The organism is Gordonia sp. SID5947 (genome assembly GCF_009862785.1).
GTDB lineage: Bacteria > Actinomycetota > Actinomycetes > Mycobacteriales > Mycobacteriaceae > Gordonia.
The window spans coordinates 4,206,758-4,225,532 of record NZ_WWHU01000001.1 but is presented as its reverse complement, the minus strand read 5'-3'; the positions used below and the strand labels follow the sequence as shown (position 1 = coordinate 4,225,532).

Annotated in this window: 17 protein-coding genes and 1 pseudogene; 3 read left to right on the top strand and 15 right to left on the bottom strand. The window is 65.6% G+C overall.

The window, feature by feature from the left end; translation table 11 throughout:
- Window positions 1-48: 48 nt before the first annotated feature.
- From GTV32_RS19320 to GTV32_RS19305, 4 genes are all read right to left on the bottom strand, one after another.
- On the bottom strand, window positions 49-1,437 hold the full coding sequence (locus tag GTV32_RS19320) for an MFS transporter (protein ID WP_161061680.1): 1,389 nt from the start codon (window positions 1,435-1,437) through the stop codon (window positions 49-51).
- 83 nt (window positions 1,438-1,520) lie between these two features.
- On the bottom strand, window positions 1,521-2,234 hold the full coding sequence (locus GTV32_RS19315) for a GntR family transcriptional regulator (protein ID WP_161061679.1): 714 nt from the start codon (window positions 2,232-2,234) through the stop codon (window positions 1,521-1,523).
- A 19-nt stretch (window positions 2,235-2,253) separates the two neighbouring features.
- Window positions 2,254-2,757 (bottom strand): DUF3830 family protein, encoded by a 504-nt coding sequence (locus GTV32_RS19310; protein ID WP_161061678.1) that lies wholly within the window; start codon window positions 2,755-2,757, stop codon window positions 2,254-2,256.
- Window positions 2,754-4,178 (bottom strand): amidase, encoded by a 1,425-nt coding sequence (locus GTV32_RS19305; RefSeq protein ID WP_161061677.1) that lies wholly within the window; start codon window positions 4,176-4,178, stop codon window positions 2,754-2,756. Before GTV32_RS19305 ends, GTV32_RS19310 begins: the two co-directional genes overlap by 4 nt.
- A 92-nt stretch (window positions 4,179-4,270) precedes the next feature.
- Here GTV32_RS19305 and GTV32_RS19300 point away from each other — a divergent pair, with 92 nt between their 5' ends.
- Window positions 4,271-5,011 carry an aspartate/glutamate racemase family protein gene (locus GTV32_RS19300; RefSeq protein ID WP_161062647.1) on the top strand — a complete coding sequence of 247 codons (741 nt, stop codon included), beginning with the start codon at window positions 4,271-4,273 and terminating at the stop codon, window positions 5,009-5,011.
- Here GTV32_RS19300 and GTV32_RS19295 read toward each other — a convergent pair.
- From GTV32_RS19295 to GTV32_RS19260, 8 genes are all read right to left on the bottom strand, one after another.
- Window positions 4,974-5,666 (bottom strand): response regulator, encoded by a 693-nt coding sequence (locus tag GTV32_RS19295; RefSeq protein WP_161061676.1) that lies wholly within the window; start codon window positions 5,664-5,666, stop codon window positions 4,974-4,976. The two genes, GTV32_RS19300 and GTV32_RS19295, sit on opposite strands and share 38 nt — an antisense overlap.
- Complete coding sequence (locus tag GTV32_RS19290; RefSeq protein ID WP_161061675.1) at window positions 5,663-8,239, bottom strand: sensor histidine kinase KdpD; 2,577 nt, start codon at window positions 8,237-8,239, stop codon at window positions 5,663-5,665. Before GTV32_RS19290 ends, GTV32_RS19295 begins: the two co-directional genes overlap by 4 nt.
- Before the next feature lie 36 nt (window positions 8,240-8,275).
- Window positions 8,276-8,908 carry a potassium-transporting ATPase subunit C gene (locus GTV32_RS19285; protein ID WP_161061674.1) on the bottom strand — a complete coding sequence of 211 codons (633 nt, stop codon included), beginning with the start codon at window positions 8,906-8,908 and terminating at the stop codon, window positions 8,276-8,278.
- Between the two features lie 4 nt (window positions 8,909-8,912).
- Entirely contained in the window at window positions 8,913-11,060 is a 2,148-nt protein-coding gene (kdpB, locus tag GTV32_RS19280; protein ID WP_161061673.1) for a potassium-transporting ATPase subunit KdpB, read from the bottom strand.
- Between the two features lie 86 nt (window positions 11,061-11,146).
- The gene (gene kdpA / locus GTV32_RS19275) at window positions 11,147-12,961 is read right to left on the bottom strand and encodes a potassium-transporting ATPase subunit KdpA (RefSeq protein WP_161061672.1); all 1,815 of its coding nucleotides are present in this window, start codon (window positions 12,959-12,961) and stop codon (window positions 11,147-11,149) included.
- A 1-nt stretch (window position 12,962) separates the two neighbouring features.
- Window positions 12,963-13,061: a potassium-transporting ATPase subunit F gene (locus tag GTV32_RS19270; protein ID WP_161061671.1), complete on the bottom strand. Its 99-nt coding sequence runs from the start codon at window positions 13,059-13,061 to the stop codon at window positions 12,963-12,965.
- Window positions 13,062-13,467: 406 nt separating this feature from the next.
- Window positions 13,468-13,869 (bottom strand): PPOX class F420-dependent oxidoreductase, encoded by a 402-nt coding sequence (locus tag GTV32_RS19265; protein ID WP_161061670.1) that lies wholly within the window; start codon window positions 13,867-13,869, stop codon window positions 13,468-13,470.
- Between the two features lie 5 nt (window positions 13,870-13,874).
- On the bottom strand, window positions 13,875-14,630 hold the full coding sequence (locus GTV32_RS19260) for an Asp/Glu/hydantoin racemase (protein WP_161061669.1): 756 nt from the start codon (window positions 14,628-14,630) through the stop codon (window positions 13,875-13,877).
- 310 nt (window positions 14,631-14,940) lie between these two features.
- On the opposite strand from GTV32_RS19260, the gene sigK reads away from it, so the two are divergent.
- A complete protein-coding gene (gene sigK / locus GTV32_RS19255) occupies window positions 14,941-15,489 on the top strand; it encodes an ECF RNA polymerase sigma factor SigK (protein ID WP_161062646.1) in 549 nt (182 codons plus the stop codon).
- Between the two features lie 7 nt (window positions 15,490-15,496).
- Here sigK and GTV32_RS19250 read toward each other — a convergent pair.
- The 3 genes and pseudogenes from GTV32_RS19250 to GTV32_RS19240 all read right to left on the bottom strand — a co-directional run bounded on the left by GTV32_RS19250 (window position 15,497) and on the right by GTV32_RS19240 (window position 16,907).
- Window positions 15,497-15,792, bottom strand: a pseudogene (locus tag GTV32_RS19250) (PPOX class F420-dependent oxidoreductase).
- A gap of 26 nt (window positions 15,793-15,818) precedes the next feature.
- Complete coding sequence (locus GTV32_RS19245) at window positions 15,819-16,259, bottom strand: DUF4440 domain-containing protein (RefSeq protein WP_161061668.1); 441 nt, start codon at window positions 16,257-16,259, stop codon at window positions 15,819-15,821.
- A 33-nt stretch (window positions 16,260-16,292) separates the two neighbouring features.
- Window positions 16,293-16,907, bottom strand: coding sequence for a DNA-3-methyladenine glycosylase I (locus tag GTV32_RS19240; RefSeq protein ID WP_161061667.1), 615 nt, complete (start codon window positions 16,905-16,907; stop codon window positions 16,293-16,295).
- Between the two features lie 158 nt (window positions 16,908-17,065).
- On the opposite strand from GTV32_RS19240, the gene GTV32_RS19235 reads away from it, so the two are divergent.
- Entirely contained in the window at window positions 17,066-18,709 is a 1,644-nt protein-coding gene (locus tag GTV32_RS19235; protein WP_161061666.1) for a dihydroxyacetone kinase family protein, read from the top strand.
- Window positions 18,710-18,775: the final 66 nt, after the last annotated feature.

Sequence of the window (18,775 nt, the reverse complement as noted above, 5' to 3'; positions counted from 1 at the left end):
GGATGTCGGCAGGCCCGGACCGGACCTGCCGACATCGAGAACCCGCGTTCAGCTACCGGGCTTCATCCCCTGCAGCATCCGGAAATCGTTTTCTTTGCTAGGTGTCTCGGTTCCCCGCAGCGAGACGCCCGCGGTCTCCTTCAGGAACACCAGTGCCACCAGACCGATAGCGCAAGCACCCATCATGTACACCGCCGGAAACAGATTCCAGCCGGTGTTCTCGACCACCGCGTCGTTCACGAGCGGCGCCGTTCCACCGAACGCAGCGGTCGCCACGTTGTACGAGATCGCGAAACCCGCGTAGCGGACCTGAGTCGGGAACATTGCCGGGAACGTGGCCGAGATGGTCGCCAACTGCGGTATGTAGAGCAGACCCAGGATGACGAATCCGACGATTGCCCAGGCGAATCCCTGCCCCATGAGCCAATAGAGCGGCAGCGCGAGGACGAACAGGCCGACCAGCGAACCCCACCACATCGGTTTTCGTCCGGTGGCGTCCGACCATCGGCCGAAGAACGGGATCATCGCCATCATCACCAGCTGGCCGATGAGCACGACGATGGAGCCGGATGTCTCGGAGAGTCCGATGGTGTTCTTCAGATAGCTCGGCTGGTAGGCCAACAGCGTGTAGTTCGCCACGTTGAGGGCGATGACCATACCGAACATCACCAGGATCGGCTGCCAGTAATTGCTCAACAGGTCCTTGAAGCGGGTCCAGGCCGACCCCTTGATCTCGTCTTCCTGTTCGAGCTCCTGGAAGACCGGGGTGTCCTCCATCTGCGACCGCAGATACAGGCCGATCAGGCCCATCGGCAGAGCGATCAGGAACGGGATACGCCAGCCCCAGGTCTGCATCTGGTCGTCGGACAGGACGAGCTCGAAGAGCAGGACGATCGCGGTACCGGCGCTGAAGCCGGCGAGCGTCCCGAACTCGAGGAACGAACCGTACTTGCCGCGCTTCTTGTCCGGTGCATACTCGGCCATGAAGGTGGCAGCACCGCCGTATTCACCGCCGGTGGAGAAGCCCTGGATGACCCTCAGTGTGATCAGCAGGATCGGGGCCCACACCCCCACCGTCGCGTGGGTCGGCAGTACACCGATGAGTGCCGTGGCGCCGGAGATCAACAGGATCGTCATAGCCAGAACCGACTTGCGGCCGATCCGGTCGCCGATCGGCCCCCAGATCATCCCGCCGAGGGGGCGAAGCACGAAGGAGATCGCGAAACCCAGCATGGTACCGATACTTCCGAGATCGCCCGGAAAGAATGCGTCGGTGAGATACGTCGCGGTGGCGGCGTATACGCCGTAGTCGTACCACTCCGTCGCATTGCCGATGGCGGATGCGCCGATTGCCTTGCGGAGCAGCGATTTGCCCTCCGGGGAATCCGGGTCCGGGGCGAGTTCTTCATACGTCGCCGGTGAGGATGCCTCAGTCATCTGTGCCTTCCTGAAGGATTCGTTCGGCCAGTTGTCTTCTAGCTCAACTCACATCGGTGGAGAGTGATCGGTGAAGCAGCAGATCAGGCGGTCGATGCGGCCCCCGATGGCTCGTCGACACCGACGAGTCGGTGCAGACCATCCTTCATGTGTTCGATCATCAATGTGTCAGCCGCCGTAGCGTCCCCCGACGCGATGGCGTCCACCAATGCCTGGTGCTCGTCGATCCGCTCCTTCCCCGAAGAATATGTTCCGCGCATAGCGCGCAAGCACATCCGTGTTTCGACCAGAATAGTCTCGTGTAGACGCGAAAGTCGCTGACTATGCGCATGTTCCACCAAAATCTGATGGAACTCCATGTCAGCCTCGGCCATTTCGGCACTGTTGGGATCGTCGATGAATGCACGCATCCGCGCGACTGCGGCATTGAGGTCGTCGATGGCTGCCCGATCCCCACTGAGGATCACCTGTTCGACGGCAGCGCGCTCGATCGCGGTCCGCGCCACGTACATGTCGCGGATGTCGTCCTCCTCCATGGACACCACGAACAAACCGCGGTTGCGGTGGCTGACCAACAATCCCTCTGCGGTCAATCGTTGCATCGCCTCGCGCAACGGTCCGCGGCTGACTCCGAGGTCGGCCGCCAGACCGGACTCGGTCAGCTGCGAGCCAGGCGGGAAGTTGCCGCTCGCTATCGCGTCGTGCAACTTCCGGGCGATGATCGCAGGCGTCGACTCCTGCACCAGTGGCGTCAGAATTCTCTTCCGCCCTTTGTTCTTGTCCTGCGAAACACTCATCGGACCTTACCCCTTGCTCTTACCCTGATGCACGCGCATAGGACAGTACTTCGCCCCGGGCACCGCCCATCCAAACGTCGTTGCAGGCCACGGCGAATTCGTCGAGGCCGGAGACAATGGTCGCGAAGACGTTGCCCGGAACCCATCCGACATCGCCATTGACCAGCAGATTGTTGCGTCCGTAGAACACCGCGAGATCGATGAGCATCTGATGTTCACCCGGCGCGGACCCGGACTCGTACCCGTACGCCGGATTTGTCAGGACTCCGTCAAATGTGAAGTAGCAGAGGTCGCCGGGAATGGGCGTGACCGTGGTGTTTTCCGGTCCTGGTTCGGCCGGCGCAAATGACGGCAATAACGTGTAGATCTCATTTCGGGCAAACTTTCCGTGATACACCTGTCCGCCGAGCGGCAGGGCGTCCCAGACCGCGGCTGCGGTGCGGGGCGCTTCGTCGTCGAGCAGGCGCGCCACCGCGGTGACGTTGCGCTGCTCGAGGCGGACAGAGATGAACCGGTCGGTCATCGAACTCCTTCCAGGGTGGCGAATCGCGCCACGGATTCGTAGGCCGCTGCCACGCGCAGAACCATGTCGTCGTGGTGGCGGGCTCCGACGATCTGCAATCCGGTCGGCAGGCCCTGCCCCTCGCCGTCGTCGCCGAATCCACTCGGCACCGTGATCGCGGGTTGCCCGGTGAGATTGAACGGGTAGGAGTACGGCGTCCACGACGTCCAGTCGAGGCCGTCGGAGTGGACCGGAACATCCACGCCCGCTTCGAATGCGACCGTCGGCATCGTCGGCGTGACCAGCACGTCGAACTCCTCGTGCAGCTTTCCGGTCTCGACGCCCATCGACATGCGCAGCGCGGTGGCATCGAGGTAGTCGGCCGCGGTGAAACCGCTGTGCCGCAACAGAGCGCGTCCGAGCCCGGGATCGATCTTCTCCATCGCACCAGGCCCGAACGAACGCACCACCATCTCGGCGCCACTGAACCACAGGATGTGATAAGCCCATGCCGGGTCTTCCCATTCGAGGTCCACCACGGTGACGTCGGCACCGAGGTCACCCAGAACGGCCACGGCGGCATCGGTATTTCGTTGAACTGCAGTATCGTTCGATCCGAAGCCGAGTGTGGCACTGTATGCGATCCGCACGCCGGCCAGGTCCTGCGGAGCCTCCGCGAGCAGATCGGCAGTGCGGTGGGTCGGGGTCGGCATCGCCGACCAGTCGCGCGAGTCGAAGCCGCTGAGCACATCGAGCATGGCCGCGCAGTCGCCGACCGTCCGGGTCATCGGCCCCGCATGGGCAAGTGTGCCGAATGGACTCGCCGGGTAGAGCGGGACGCGACCGTAGGTCGGCTTGAATCCCACGATGCCGCAGAAGGACGCCGGGATGCGGATGGAGCCACCGCCGTCGGTGCCGACCGACAGGGTGCTGAGACCCGCGGCAACCGCGGCCCCGCTCCCGCCGCTCGAACCACCGGAGGTTCGATCGGTGTTCCACGGATTCCGCGTCACGCCGCATCGCTGACTGTCGGTGACCCCTTTCCAGCCGAACTCGGGCGTCGTCACCTTGCCGAGCAAGACGGCACCGGCTTCGCGTAAGCGAGCGACGGCCGGCGCATCGACCGTCCAGTCGAGATCGTCCGGTTCGATGAGTTCCGACCCACGCAGTGTCGGCCACCCCGCGGTCAGGAAGAGATCCTTGATGCTCACCGGGACCCCGTCGAGCGGGCCGAGCGGCCGGCCGGCGACGTATCGCTCCGCCGAGGCGCGGGCGTCGTCGATCGCCGAGTCGGCGTCGACCAGGCAGTACGCGTTGATCGCATTGTTCCCCGCGCCGATCGCGTCAAGGTGTTCGGCGGTCACATCGACCGGCGACAACGCGCCGGAGGAGAACCCGGACACCAGGTCGGCGGCACTGAACCAGCGGGCGGTCGTTTCCATCGGTTCCTTCGGCAGATCTCGTAATTCTTGGTAGATTGTTGACAATCTACTCGGGAGGTGAACGGGTGACAACCAGAACGCCCACAGTCGTCATGCTGTATCCAGGACACGCCGCAGAGGACGATTACCCACTGGCCGAGAGCGCGCTCGGCGGTGCCGCATCGCTGCCGGTGCTCATCACCGAGATCGAGTCCGACGATCATACGGTCGAGGCGATGCGTGCGGTGGGGACCGGACAGCGGCTTCTCGACGGGGCCCGTCAGGCGGCGAAACATCGGCCGGATGCCCTGATGTGGGCCTGCACCTCGGGCAGCTTCCTCTATGGCTGGATCGGCGCGCATGAGCAGGTGGCCGAGATCTCCGATGCCACCGGGCTCCCGGTGTCCTCGACATCGCTGGCGTTCGCGGCCGCGTGCCAGGAACTACAGGTCACCTCGGTCGCCGTGGCGGCGACGTACCCGGCCGCCGTCGCCGACGGGTTCAGCAGCTTCCTCGCCGACGCGGGCGTCACGGTCGTGTCCGCGACCGCACACGACATCGAGACGGCGACCGAGGCCGGTTCCGTCGACGGCGACCACCTCTTCGAGATGGTCCGCGCCGTCGACACTGACAGTGCGCAGGCGATCCTGTTGCCCGACACCGCGTTACACACGATCAGTTGGATCGACGACCTGGAACAGGATCTCGGCAAGCCGGTGCTGACGGCCAACCAGGTCACCGTCTGGCAGGCACTCCGCATGGTCGGACGACCGGTCCACGCCGCCGGACTCGGCCGGCTCTTCCGCGACGTCGGTGTCACCGCACGAAGCGGTACCCCATCCGCGATTCGGTGAGGAGGTTCTTCGGACGCGTCGGGTCGTCCTCGAGTTTGCGACGCAAACTGGCAAGGTACACGCGCAGATAGTTCGTCTGAGTGACATAGGTCGGCCCCCAGACGGCGGTCAGGATCTCTTTCTGCCCCACCAGCTTCCCTTCGTTCCGGACGAGGATCTCGAGAATCCCCCACTCGGTCGGCGTCAAATGCACTGGCGCACCCTCCCGTGTCACCGCCTTTGCCACCAGATCCACGACGAACCCCCCTGCCTCGACCACCGGGGTCGCGGTCCCGTCCACCGAGGCCGCGCCGCGGCGGACCGCAGCGCGGAGCCGGGCCAGGAATTCCTCCATGCCAAAAGGTTTGGTGACGTAGTCGTCTGCGCCGGCGTCCAGTGCAGCGACCTTGTCGGCCGCGTCGGAGCGGGCCGAGAGCACGATCACCGGGACATTCGTCCATCCCCGCAGACCTTCCAGGACGGTCAGGCCGTCGAGGTCGGGCAGTCCGAGGTCGAGGACCACGACCTGTGGGTCCGTCCGTGCGGCGATCGTCAGCGCATCGGTTCCGTTCGACGCCGTCGTCACCGCGAATCCCCGGGCGTTCAGATTGATCCGCAACGCGCGCAGCAGTTGTGGCTCGTCGTCGACCACCAGCACCCGGACATGCGCGCTCATCGGTTCGCGTCCCTATCGATCCGATCGCCCGACATCGGTAGCGAGACCACCATCGTGGTCCCGCCGCCGAGCGTCTCGGCCGCCTCGAGGGTCCCTCCGATCGCGGTGACGAAGCCGCGTGCCACCGACAACCCGAGCCCGACGCCCGACGACGCACCGTTCCGGTCGCCGTACTGATGGAATGCGGTGAACACGCGGGCACGCTCGTCGACCGGGATGCCCGGACCGTGGTCGACGATCCGGATGACGCAGCGCGGCCCGCCACCGTTCTCGTCTGGTGGAGTCGGTTCCGCTGACGGATCGTTCGCGCTGCCGATCCCTGCGGTCACCGACACCTTCCCGCCGCCATGGCGTACCGCATTGTCGATCAGGTTCGCCAGCGCCCGTTCCAGTAGCCCGCCATCGGTGTAGGCCCACGCCTGTTCGAGTTCCACGGCGATGTTCGGCGAGTCCGGGTCCCGCCGGTACACGGCAGCCATCGCCCGGTGAACGACCTCGGCCAGGTAAGTCCGGTGCAATTCGGGCCGCACCGCACCCGCCGCGAGTCGGGAGGAGTCCAGCAGATTGCCGACAAGAGCGGCGAGTTGATCCACCGATTCCTCGACGGTGGCGAGGAGTTCCGAGGTGTCCTCGGCGCTGAACGTGACATCGGTGCTGCGCAGGCTCGAGACCGCGGCCTTCGCCGCCGCCAGCGGCGTGCGCAGATCGTGACTCACCGCCGAGAGCAGGGCACGTCGCAATTCGTCGGCATGTGCGATCGCGCCGGCCTCGGCCGCCTCGGCTTCGAGCTGATGTCGTTGGACGGCGCCGGCAGCCTGGGTGGCGACCGTGGTGAGGACGCGGCGATCCCGACCGCCAAGCTTCGGTCCGACCAACCACAGCTCGTACTCCCCTCCGGGAACCGGGCAGGTCGTCACGGCGTCGTTCTCGACGATCGGCGCGCTCACCCCGACAACCGACGCCAGCTCGATCACCCCTCGGCCCCGACGGCGGATCAGTGACACTCCTTCCTGGCCATAGGTCTCGCGGACCCGGTCGAGCAGTCCGGGCACGTCAGCACCGCCGAGTACCGCGCTGGAGAACAGCGACAGCAGTTCGGCGTCCCGCCCGGCCCGCTGCGCCTGCACTCGTCGGGTTGCGGCCGAGTCCACCAGTGCGGCAACGGCGATCGCAATGACCAGCATCACCATGATGGTGATCAGGTTGTCCGGCTCGTCGATCGTGAACGTGAAGCGGGGGTCGGTGAAAAAATAGTTGAGAAGCAGACCCGACACCACGGCCGACAATGCCGCAGGCCCGATACCGCCGAGCAACGACACCGCCAGCACCGCGACGAAGAACAGAGCCGACTCGCTGGCGAACCCGAGCCAGCGGTCGAGCGACGCGAGGACACCGGTCACCACCATCGGGACGACGAGAGCGGCCAGCCAGCTCAGGGGGCGATGAAAACGCGTGTCGCGGATGTCGAGGCGGTTGCGTCGCCGCGTCTGCTCATGCGTGACCATGTGCACGTCGATGCGACCGCTCTGGCGCACCACGCCAGAACCGACGCCTTCGTCGAGGATGCGCTGCCACCGGGGCCGTCGGGAAGTACCCAGGACGAGCTGTGTGGCATTCACCCCGCGTGCGAAGTCGAGCAGTGTCGCCGGTATGTCGTCGCCGACGACAGTGTGGATCTTTGCGCCGAGGCCGGCAGCGAGCTCGCGCAGGGTCACCATGTCGACGGTTACCGGATCGGCGAGCCCATCTCCACGGACGACGCGGACAGCCACCAGGTCGGCGCTGGACCGGGAGGCGATCCGGCTCGCACGGCGCAGCAACGTCGATGATTCCGGCCCCCCGGTGATGGCGACGGCCACTCGCTCGCGCGTTTCCCAGGTATCGGTGATCGCATGTGCTGCACGGTAATCTGCCAGATTGTCGTCGACCTGGTCGGCCAGCCACAGCAGTGCGAGTTCACGAAGGGCCGTCAGGTTCCCCTGCCGAAAGTAGTTCGACAGTGCACCATCGATCCGCCCGCCCGGATAGACCTTGCCGGCGATCAATCGTTGCCGGAGGGCCTGCGGTGCGATGTCGACGAGTTCGATCTGATCCGCGGCACGGACGACGTCGTCGGGCACGGTCTCTCGCTGCGTGATCCCGGTGATCTGCGCGACGACGTCGTTCAGGCTCTCGAGATGCTGGATGTTGATCGTCGAGAGGACATCTATACCGGCGTCACGGAGCTCTTCGATGTCTTGCCAGCGCTTCGCATTCCGCGTTCCCGGCGCGTTGGTGTGAGCGAGTTCGTCGACCAGTGCGACCTGCGGCCTGCGGGCGAGGACCGCGTCCAGATCCATCTCCGCGAGAACGGTGCCCCGGTACTCGACGTCTCGCCTGCCGATGACCTCGAAGCCCTCGACGAGTGCTGCGGTGGCCACCCGTCCGTGTGACTCCACCACGGCGACAACGGTATCGACACCCTCGTCGACGAGCCCACGGGCGGTGGCGAGCATCTCGAATGTCTTGCCGACGCCCGGAGCGCAGCCGAGGAAGACCTCGAGTCGTCCCCGAGCATCACCTGCCGCGGCCATGGTGACCAGTGTATCGGCCGGCGACCCGATCACGGGTCATCGGTGACATGACGGTGCCGTGCGGCCCAGCGCGAGGTTGACCTTCACGACGTTGACTCGGGACTCACCCAGGAAGCCCCACTGCCGTGCGCTGGTGTTCTGGTCCACGATTGCTCGCACCTGCTGCTCGGACATGCCGTTCGTGCGAGCGATCCGCGGTACCTGCACGGCCGCGTACGCCTCGCTGATGTCGGGATCCAGGCCGGAGCCGGAACCGGTCACCGCGTCCGCGGGTACGGCAGATGGGGCCACACCCTCGCGTCGAGCGATGATGGCGCGACGCGCTTCGATCCATCCTTTCAGATCCTGGTTGCCGGGCCCCTTGTTGCTCGCGGCCGACGCGGCCGGATCGCCGGGCGCCATCGGATCGCCGGCGGAGCCCAGCACCCGCCCGTGCAGATAGGGATCCGGCCGCCCGGCAGGCACGTGAGGGTCGACACCGATCAACGACGAACCAACTGCACATCCGTGCGCATCGACGAGTTGAGAACCCTCTGCGGAGCTTGCGCCGATGCGGGAAACAGACCACACCGCGGCGGGATAGGCAACGCCGAGCAGTATTGTCAGCGCGACGAGCACTCCGACTGCCGCGAGACATTGACGCGCGAAACCTGACATGACCGTTTGCACCGGACTACCCCATTCCCGGGAGAAGACGCACGAGGAGATCGATCAGCCAGATCCCGACGAACGGTGTGATCACTCCCCCGACGCCGTAGATGAGCAGATTGCGGCCCAGCAACGTCGATGCCGATGACGGGCGGTACCGGACGCCGCGCAGCGACAACGGGATCAGGGCCACGATGATGAGCGCGTTGAAGATGACCGCCGAGACGATCGCTGATTGAGCCGAGGCCAACTGCATGATGTTGAGCGCATCCAGCTGCGGATATATGCCGCTGAAGAGCGCCGGCAGGATGGCGAAATACTTGGCGAGGTCGTTGGCCAGCGAGAATGTGGTCAACGCTCCACGGGTGATCAGCAACTGCTTGCCGATCGCCACGACGTCGATCAGTTTGGTCGGATCGGAGTCGAGGTCGACCATGTTGCCGGCCTCTTTCGCCGCCGATGTGCCGGTGTTCATCGCCAGCCCGACGTCGGCCTGGGCGAGCGCCGGAGCGTCGTTGGTGCCGTCCCCGGTCATGGCCACCAGGCGACCGCCGGACTGTTCGGCACGGATCAGTGCCAGCTTGTCTTCCGGCGTTGCCTCCGCGACGAAGTCGTCGACACCGGCTTCCACCGCGATCGCCTGTGCGGTCAGCGGATTGTCGCCGGTCACCATCACCGTCCGGATGCCCATCGCACGCAACTGTGCGAATCGCCCGGCCATCCCCGGCTTCACCACATCTGACAACCGGATCACGCCGAGCACTCGCGGGACGCCGGCATCCCCGACCGCAGCACCACGTTCCCCGCCGAGGGCACCGTGATTCTCACCGACAGCACGGACGGCCACCACCAGTGGCGTTGCGCCCGCGGACGACACCAGCTCCACCTGCTCGTGGACCGAATCGGGGACCGTTCCGCCGTGCGCGCTCACCCATCGCACGACTGCGTCGGCAGCACCCTTGCGGTACTCGACGGTGCCGTCACGTCCGTGCACGTCGATACCGCTCATTCGAGTCTGCGCGGTGAACGCCACCGCCTCGTATTCCGGATGCTCACGCGAGCGCGCGGCGGCCACCGTCGAACCGTCGATCGTCTCGATGGCGAACTCGTGGACGCAGAGGTCGACGATGCTGCGGCCCTCGGGGGTGTCGTCGGTAAGACTGCACCGGTAGGCCACCTGCGCGAGTTGTGCCGTCTCCACACCCGGCGCACCGGCCAGCCCGGTCGCGCGCCGGTTCCCATAGGTGATGGTCCCGGTCTTGTCCATCAGCAGAGTGTCGACGTCACCGGCGGCCTCCACTGCCCGTCCCGACATGGCGAGCACGTTGCGCTGCACCAAGCGGTCCATGCCGGCGATCCTGATCGAGGACAGCAGTGCCCCGATCGTCGTCGGGATCAGGCACACCAGAAGCGCGATCAGCTTGATCGGATCGGGCGATTGCCCGGCGTATTGCTGCATCGGCCCCACCGCGACAACTGCCAGCAGGAAGATGATCGTGAGGCTCGTCAGCAGAATATCGAGCGCGATCTCGTTCGGCGTCTTCTTCCGAGAAGCCCCTTCCACCAACGCGATCATCCGATCGACGAAGGTCTCACCCGGCGCCGTGGCGATCCTGACGATGATCCTGTCCGACAACACCACGGTCCCCCCGGTCACCGCGGAACGGTCGCCACCGGATTCCCTGACCACCGGCGCAGATTCGCCGGTTATGGCCGACTCGTCGACAGTGGCGATCCCCTCGACGACGTCACCGTCACCGGCGATCACCTCGCCGGTCTCGACGACGATGAGATCGCCGATCCGCAACGCACTACCCGCGACCTCGGCGGTGGACCCGTCGACACCGATCCGGCGGGCCATGGTGTCGCGCTTGACCTTCCGTAGGCTGTCAGCCTGCGCACGCCCGCGCCCCTCGGCGACTGCCTCGGCCAGGTTCGCGAACACCACGGTGAACCAGAGCCACACCGTCACGGCCCAGGAGAACCCACTCGGTTGCCATATCGCCAGCACAGTGGTCACGATCGCGCCCAGGTAGACGACGAACATGACCGGATTTCGGGCTTGGGCACGAGGTGTGAGTTTCCGGACGGCCTGCGGGAGCGCCGCAGTCAATTGGCGGGCATCGAACGCTCCGGTCGTCACGAGGTCCGTCGAGCGGCCCGCATCCTGCATCTCCGGTCCGGTCGGCCGCGCGTCCCCTGCAGAGCGAGGTTGCGAGCGTCTCGAAGGGTCACGATCGGTCTCCAACACAGAACGGTTCACAACACTGCCTCTGCAATCGGTCCCAGCGCCATCGCGGGGAAGAAGGTCAGTCCGGCGACGAGCACTATCGTGCCGAGGAGTAGCACGCCGAACAGCAGCCCGTGGGTCGGGAGTGTCGATGCGTCGGACTGCACGGCCGCGGTGGACGTTTCGGGCCGGACAGCAGTCAGGGTCGCCGGACCTGCGCCGCCCGCTGAAGCACGTGACTCGACAGACCGACCGGCCGCGACGACACGATCACCGATCGCGACCTCGCGCGACCGTGCACGCTGCATGGCGAGCCGTCCCGCCAGCGCCAGCACGAAGACGATCGGCAAAAATCGACCCAACAGCATCACGAGGCCAAGGGACGTCTGGAACCAATCGCTGGTCACCGTCAATCCACCGAACGCACTGCCGTTGTTGTTCGCGGCGGAGGCGTACGCGTACAGCACCTCGCTGAATCCGTGGATCGACCCCGAGGTGCCCGGATCGCCGCTGTTGCCCTGGAATCCTTTGGTGGATCCGAGGATCACGGAGATCGCCGTCCCGGTGAGAACGAGCGCAGGCATCACGAGGGCGTACAGCGCGGCCAGGGTGATCTCGTGTTGCCCGACCTTCTTTCCCATGAACTCCGGGGACCGCCCGACGAGCAGGCCGCCGACGAACACCGTGATCACCGCCATCACCAGGATGCCGTACAGACCGGCCCCCACTCCACCGGGCGCGACCTCGCCGAGAAGCATGTTCCAGATCAGAGCACCGCCGCCGGCTGCGGAGAAGCTGTCATGCGCAGAGTTCACCGCCCCGGTCGAGGTGCCAGTGGTCGAGACGGCCCAGAGAGCCGATGCCGGGATTCCGAATCGCTGCTCCTTGCCCTCCATCATCGCGCCCGCAGCATTCGATGCGACTCCGCTGGTGCGTGATTCGAAGATCCAGACGATCGTGAGCATCGCCGCCCAGATCGCCGCCATCACGCCCAACAAGGTATGACCTTGACGCCGGTCCCCGACCAGCCGGCCGTACGTCCGGGTGAGACACACCGGGATCATCAGTAACGCAAGGATCTCCACAACGTTGGACAGCGGCGTCGGGTTGGAGAACGGATGCGCCGAGTTGACCGATAGGGTTCCACCACCATTGGTCCCGAGTTCCTTGATCGCCTCCTGGGATGCGAACGGCCCGAGCATACTGTGCGCCCGGCGCCCGTCGAGCGTGGTGAAGTCGAAGCCGGTCCTCCACGATTGGACCGCGCCCTGGGCGAGCAGGACGATTGCGATCATGATGCTCAGCGGCAACAGAATTCGGACCGTGCCGCGCACCAGGTCGACCCAGAAGTTTCCGATCTCGCCACTGCCGCGCCGATTCACGATGCCACGGATGAACGCGATCGCCACGGCCATCCCGACCGCCGCGGACAGGAAGTTCTGCACCGCGAGACCGAGCATCTGGGTGAGATTGCTCATCACCACCTCAGGCGAGTACGACTGCCAATTGGTGTTGGTGACAAACGAGATCGCTGTGTTGAAAGCCATCGACGGGGAAACACCCGATTTGCCATCCGACCAGGGCAACCCTCCCTGAACCCGTTGCAGAACATAGACAAACACGAACGAGATCAGCGAGAAGGCCAGCACCGCGAGGGCATATCCCACCCAGGTTTGTTGCCGCCGCGGATCGATATGGCCGATCCGGTAGAGCAGACGTTCTCCCCGAAGGTGGCGCTCCGAATCGTAGACCCGGGCCATGTGATCCCCGAGGGGGACGTACAGCGCGCCCAGCACGATGATCACCATCGCCAATTGGAGGAGGCCGGCAGTCGTCACGGACACGTCAGAACCTCTCCGGAACGATGAGCGCCACCAGCAGGTAGACGACGACCACTGCGGCGACAACGATGACGAGCACGTTGATCACCCCATCGGCGGTCATCGGCTCGTCCTGGCGTCGATACCGCGGACGGTCAGCAGGCACACCACAAATCCCGCAATCGCCGCGAGCAGATACAGCAGGTCAGCCACTTCCACTCACTCCTGTGTCGATGCCGCGCAGCACTCTCTGCGCAGTCCCGACTGTCAGAATCGCTCTCGATCGCAGCAGGCGACAGACCTCTTAACGCAATCCATACGCCCGGAGCCCACTTCTTGACGGCACGTGAGCACCCCTCCCCACCCCAAACCAACCCCCCTCCACCGCAGCCGCGACGGTTCCCGTCATCCGCGACGGCATTTGGGGGTCGCGGATGACGGGAACCGTCGCGGCTGCGGAGGGGGTTGAGGGGGAGGGAGGGTGGGAGGGAGGGTACGGGTGGGAGGGGGAGGGGTTGGGTTTGAGGGGGTTAGGGAGTGCGGGTGATGGACAGTCCGACTGTCCCGGACTTGCCGCGGCGCAGGAGGCTCCCCTTGATTGTCAGCCACCCGAGGATCCCGTACTTGTCGGCGATGAGGCGGCGGACCTTCTCGGTGCCGGCCTCGTCGAGGATCTCGGCGGTGCCGTCGACCGGTTCACCGATGGTCTTGCGGCCACGGGCATCACACGCCTGCACGACGACCCGCGGGTCGCGACGAATCCGCTTGACCTTCCACGAATCCACCACAGTCCACATTGTCAGGCGGTCGCCGTCGATCGCCGCCCACAACGGCGTGGCCACCGGGGTGCCGTCTTTGCGGAAGGTGGTCAGTTGGACGAATTTGGCACGCGTCGCATCGCCGAAAGGGGCGTCGGCCGGAAGATCGGTCACACAGGTCAGGCTACGCGAGCGAACAACGACTGCCCGTCGTTGACGGACAGGGACTCGGCCGCGACACCCGCCGCCGACAGCGTCGCCCACGCCGTGACCTGATTCGCTGACAGCACAGGCTTACCCAGCTCCGCTTCCATCACCCCCAGGACGTCGTAAGTCCACAGGTTGGTGCAGGACACGAACACCGCGTCGGCATCCGGATGGTCGGCGGACCTGATGAGATCGCAGGTCACCGCATACGGGATCGACCAGATCTCGTGATCGCGGCCGAGCCCCGACTGGGCGACCACACTGCGGCCCGACTCGGACAGGAAATCGCAGAGGAGGCCGGTCAGCGCGGAGGTGTAGGGCGTGGCGACGGCGATCCGGCCGATACCCATCACATCCAGGGCACTGAGCAGCGCCTCGGAAGTGGTGACCGCAGCGGGCGCACCCGCCGCCAGCATGCAATGCGAGAGCTCCCGGGCACCGGCCATGCCATAGACAAAGCTCCCCGAGGCGCAGGCGTATCCGAACGCTCGCGGGCCCACCGCCAGCACACTCCGGACTGCCGCGGCGATCTCCGAGTGGTTGTTGAGATCGCGACAGAGGTCGACGTCGACGGGAGCGTCGAGGAATCCGGTCCTGGTGAAGTACAGCGACACGGAGTCGGGCATCCACCGCCACAACTCGCGATCGAGGGCCATGTCGAAGGGGCACACGATCCCGATGCCCACCTGCTGCTGCGGCGGGTTACCTGGGAATTCGACCGGCTTCATGCAGGAATGATGACACGTTGTCAGATTGTCGACAATCCAGATTCGATGACGTTTGTGTTACCGAGATCGCCTGCGACGCGCGGCGGGACGCCACACCGTGCTTTCCGGTCGTTATCTGTTCGTTACCGACGTTGCGGTCGTGTTCCGGATCCGCCCGCCGATCTCGGTTTCGGCGTGTTCTGTTCATACCGTCGAACGTGGTCGGCGTGTTCGGCCACCGACATTGTCAGACGAGATCGAGGGAGGGGCTTGCATGACAGTCCTCGACGAGCGCCCCTCAGCGGAGTCCGCGACGTTCGCCGCCGACCGGATGTCCGCCGCGTTGCCACACCTGTTGTCGCGCGTCGCACAGGGCGACCACCAGGCATTCGCCCGGTTCTACGATCTCACCGTCGATCGCGTGTACGGCCTGGTGTCACGCGTCCTTCGAGATCCCGGATACAGCGAGGAGACCACGCAGGAGATCTTTTTGCATGTATGGCGGCACGCAACGGATTTCGATGCGTCGCGCGGCTCGGCGCTGTCATGGTTGCTCACCGTGGCGCACCGGCGCGCAGTCGACCGGGTCCGGTCCGAGACGGCACTGGCCCGCCGGACCTTGATGTCGGGCGTCGCGGGCACATCGATCCAGTTCGACGAGGTCAGCGCAGCCGCCGAGTTGCGCGACACCCGGCAACGGGTGATCAGTACGCTCGACGAGTTGACCCCGCTCCAACGGGAGTCCCTGGTCCTCGCCTACTACCACGGACTTTCCTATCGTGAAGTGTCCGAACAGCTTTCGGTGGGGTTACCGACTGTCAAGGCACGCATCCGCGACGGCATGCGCAAACTCCGCACCAGTCTGGCCGACGTGGCCTGACCGGCGCTCACGGAATACCGAAAGCGATCACGCGGATCGGATGAACGCGGATGAGCGCGTCATCCATGCCCGCCACGGATCGAACGATGCGATGTTGTCGACGACGAACGCCACCCGATCGTTGTGAGCGAGATTGCGGAATTTCCGGCTCTGCGTCAGATTCCACCCGCCGATGTCGATGGTCCCCAGTTCACGATTGACATGGAACCCGACCGGACTGTTCTGTGGCGCACCGCCTTTGTCGACGGTAGCGAGGCGGCCGAGCCGCTGCGATCCGAGGTACGCCAGGATGTCGGCGTCCATCAGATCGGTCTCGTCCATGGCCGGCCTCATCGTGCGGGCAGCGTATCGACGATCGGCGTGTTCTGCGCCCCGGCCACCCACCACTGACCATCGCGCTCGACGAGCACATACATCGCCATCTCGGAGAATCCACCGTCACGCGCGTGACGTCCGATCTGGGCGACGACGATTCCCGGCGCGGGCGCCACGACCGCAGCGCGCTCGAACGTCGATTCGGGAGCCACCTGCGCGGACATCAGCTGCCGGTGAACAGCGTTCAGGGGTGCGAATCCCTGTAGGACTTGACCTTTCGGGGAACCCCAGAGGATGTCGTCGGCAAACATGTCGTCGTAGGTGTCCGCCGACGCAGCGTCGAGACCGTTGTTCAGATGGTCGAGCAGGTCGCCCACCACCGCTTTGACGTCGACGGTCTCATCGTGGAGCGCAGGTCGCTCCAGTCGCCGCGATTCGATCACTGGATTGGTCATGAGCCGAAGCTAAGACCTCAAGCTCACTTGAAGTCAAGTGCCGTCGGTGCGAACGGGGCGTCGAACGGATGACCGCGCCGCCGCCACCCGCGGCCGGGCCACACATTCCTCGGCGTGGTCGTTGACGATCCCGCTCGCCTGCATCAGCGCGAACATGGTGGTCGGCCCGACGAACTTCCAGCCCCGTTTCTTGAGATCCTTCGACAGAGCGATGGACTCCGGCGACGTGGTCTGCGAGTGCGGCTCGGGTTCGGACTCGGGCTCGTACCGCCAGAAGAACGCCGACAGTGATCCGTCGCTCTCGATGAGTTCCTTCGCGCGCCTGGCGTTGTTGATCACCGCCTCGATCTTGCCGCGATGACGCACGATCCCCGGGTCTCCGAGGAGTCGTTCGACGTCGGTTTCGGTGAATCTCGCGACCTTCTCGATGTGGAACCCGGCGAAGGCCGCGCGAAAGTTTTCCCGCTTGGTCAGGATGGTTCGCCAGCTCAGTCCGGATTGGAAGCCTTCGAGGGCCACCCGTTCGAAGAACGCATCGTCGCCCTCGAGCGGGAGGCCCCACTCCTCGTCGTGATAGGTGGTCTCCGGCTCGGCTGCGGCCCACCCGCACCGCGTGACCCCGGCGCCGTCAGTGATCACAAAGGCCATGGACCCTCCTCGGTTCGATCGCCAACCGCACCCTACCGCCGCATGCCGACACCCCCTTTTCGCCGGCCGAGTAGCGGCGACGAAGGAGCCACCCCCACCGCCGGCCGAGTAGCGGCGACGGAGGAGCCGCGTATCGAGGCCACCCCTATGGTGGAATCGTGACCCCGCACGAGTACGTCCTCAACTCCCCGGACACATTCATCACCGACGCGCTGCGTGGCTTCGTGGCCGCGAACCCGTCGATCGCCTGGCAATCCGACCCCGGCTTCCTGCACCGCCGCGACGTCCCGGACGCGTCTGCGGTCGGGGTGATCTCCGGAGGCGGATCGGGCCACGAGCCGATGCATTCGGGCATGATCGGCGCCGGCATGATCGACGCCGCGTGCCCCGGCCTGGTCTTCACTTCTCCCAACGCCTTGCAGATCGTCGGCGCGACGCGGTGGGCCGACCGCGGCAAGGGTGTGTTGCACGTTGTGAAGAACTACACCGGCGATGTGATGAACTTCCGGATCGCGCGGCACATCCTCCGCGACGAAGTCGAGACCGATCACGTCCTCGTCGACGACGACGTGGCGACCGAATCGGAGTCGGGCCCCGGCCGTCGCGGTACCGGTGCCACGATCATCGTCGAAAAGGTCTGCGGCGCAGCGGCCGCACGTGGTCACGAGCTCGCGCAGATCGTCGCACTCGGGCGCCGGACCGCAGAGAACTCGCGAAGCTTCGCCGTCGCCTGCCGGGCGTGCACCATCCCCGGCTCCCACGGCCCGACGTTCGACCTCGAACCCGGACAGATGGAGTTCGGCGTCGGCATCCACGGCGAGGCCGGAGAGGATCGCACCGACAAGGTCGGAGCTCGTGAACTGGTGGCGCGCATGCTCGATCGCATCGTCAGTTCACTCGACCTGTCCGACGGCGAGCGCGTCATCTGTCTCGTCAACGGGCTCGGATCGGCGCATCCACTCGAGTTGTCGCTAGTGTTCGGCGAGGTCGTCGCCGACCTCGGCGGGCGCGGGATCACCGTCGAACGATCCATGGTCGGCACCTTCGTCACCGCACTGGACATGACCGGCTTCTCGATCACGCTGGTGCGGATCGACGACGAGATCCTGACGCTCTTCGACGACGAGACCAGCGCTCCGGCGTGGCCGTCGAACGTTGCCCGAACTCCGGCGACGGTATCCGACATCGCTTTCGCCGAGCCGGACGACGACGCCTCCGAGGGCGCCGAATCGGAGTGGCTGTCGGCGTTTGTCAGCCGCGTCCGTGACTCGATCGACGACCTCACCGCCCTCGATCAGCAGGCAGGCGACGGCGATTTCGGCACCAACATGAAGGCGGCGCTGAGTCACTTCGAGCTACCGCTACGCGGCTCCGATGCGGAAGTTCTGACCGCCATCAGCACGTCGTATCTGGTGCGGGCGGGGGGCACGTCCGGGGCCGTCTTCGGTGTCCTCTTCCGCCAATTGGCAACTGCTTTCGGGGATTCCGACGACTTCACCACCGCGCTGCGCGACGGGACGGCATCGGCGCTCGACGAGATCAAGGATCTGGGCGGCGCCGAGGTCGGCGACAACACCATGGTGGACGCCCTCGCGCCGACTGCGGAAGCGCTCACCGGAGGAAACGCGTTGTCGGACGTCGCCGACGCCGCCGAGGCAGGTGCGGAATCAACCCGGGACACAACCGCTTCCAAGGGCCGGGCGAGCTATGTCGGAGAGAACGCGCGCGGCGTCGTCGACCCGGGCGCGCTGGTCACCTCATGGCTCTACCGGGCAGCCGCCGACAATCCGCCGGCCAAGTAGCCGACGAGCACCCCTTACCGCCGGTCGGGTAGCCGACGAGCGCAGCGAGGAGGCGTATCGAGACCC

Coding starts and splice junctions, on each gene's coding strand:
- GTV32_RS19320 (WP_161061680.1), bottom strand. CDS start 1,437: ATGACTGAGGCATCCTCACCGGCGACGTATGAAGAACTCGCCCCGGAC.
- GTV32_RS19315 (WP_161061679.1), bottom strand. CDS start 2,234: ATGAGTGTTTCGCAGGACAAGAACAAAGGGCGGAAGAGAATTCTGACG.
- GTV32_RS19310 (WP_161061678.1), bottom strand. CDS start 2,757: ATGACCGACCGGTTCATCTCTGTCCGCCTCGAGCAGCGCAACGTCACC.
- GTV32_RS19305 (WP_161061677.1), bottom strand. CDS start 4,178: ATGGAAACGACCGCCCGCTGGTTCAGTGCCGCCGACCTGGTGTCCGGG.
- GTV32_RS19300 (WP_161062647.1), top strand. CDS start 4,271: ATGCTGTATCCAGGACACGCCGCAGAGGACGATTACCCACTGGCCGAG.
- GTV32_RS19295 (WP_161061676.1), bottom strand. CDS start 5,666: ATGAGCGCGCATGTCCGGGTGCTGGTGGTCGACGACGAGCCACAACTG.
- GTV32_RS19290 (WP_161061675.1), bottom strand. CDS start 8,239: ATGGCCGCGGCAGGTGATGCTCGGGGACGACTCGAGGTCTTCCTCGGC.
- kdpB (WP_161061673.1), bottom strand. CDS start 11,060: ATGCAGGATGCGGGCCGCTCGACGGACCTCGTGACGACCGGAGCGTTC.
- GTV32_RS19270 (WP_161061671.1), bottom strand. CDS start 13,061: ATGACCGCCGATGGGGTGATCAACGTGCTCGTCATCGTTGTCGCCGCA.
- GTV32_RS19260 (WP_161061669.1), bottom strand. CDS start 14,630: ATGAAGCCGGTCGAATTCCCAGGTAACCCGCCGCAGCAGCAGGTGGGC.
- sigK (WP_161062646.1), top strand. CDS start 14,941: ATGTCCGCCGCGTTGCCACACCTGTTGTCGCGCGTCGCACAGGGCGAC.
- GTV32_RS19245 (WP_161061668.1), bottom strand. CDS start 16,259: ATGACCAATCCAGTGATCGAATCGCGGCGACTGGAGCGACCTGCGCTC.
- GTV32_RS19240 (WP_161061667.1), bottom strand. CDS start 16,907: ATGGCCTTTGTGATCACTGACGGCGCCGGGGTCACGCGGTGCGGGTGG.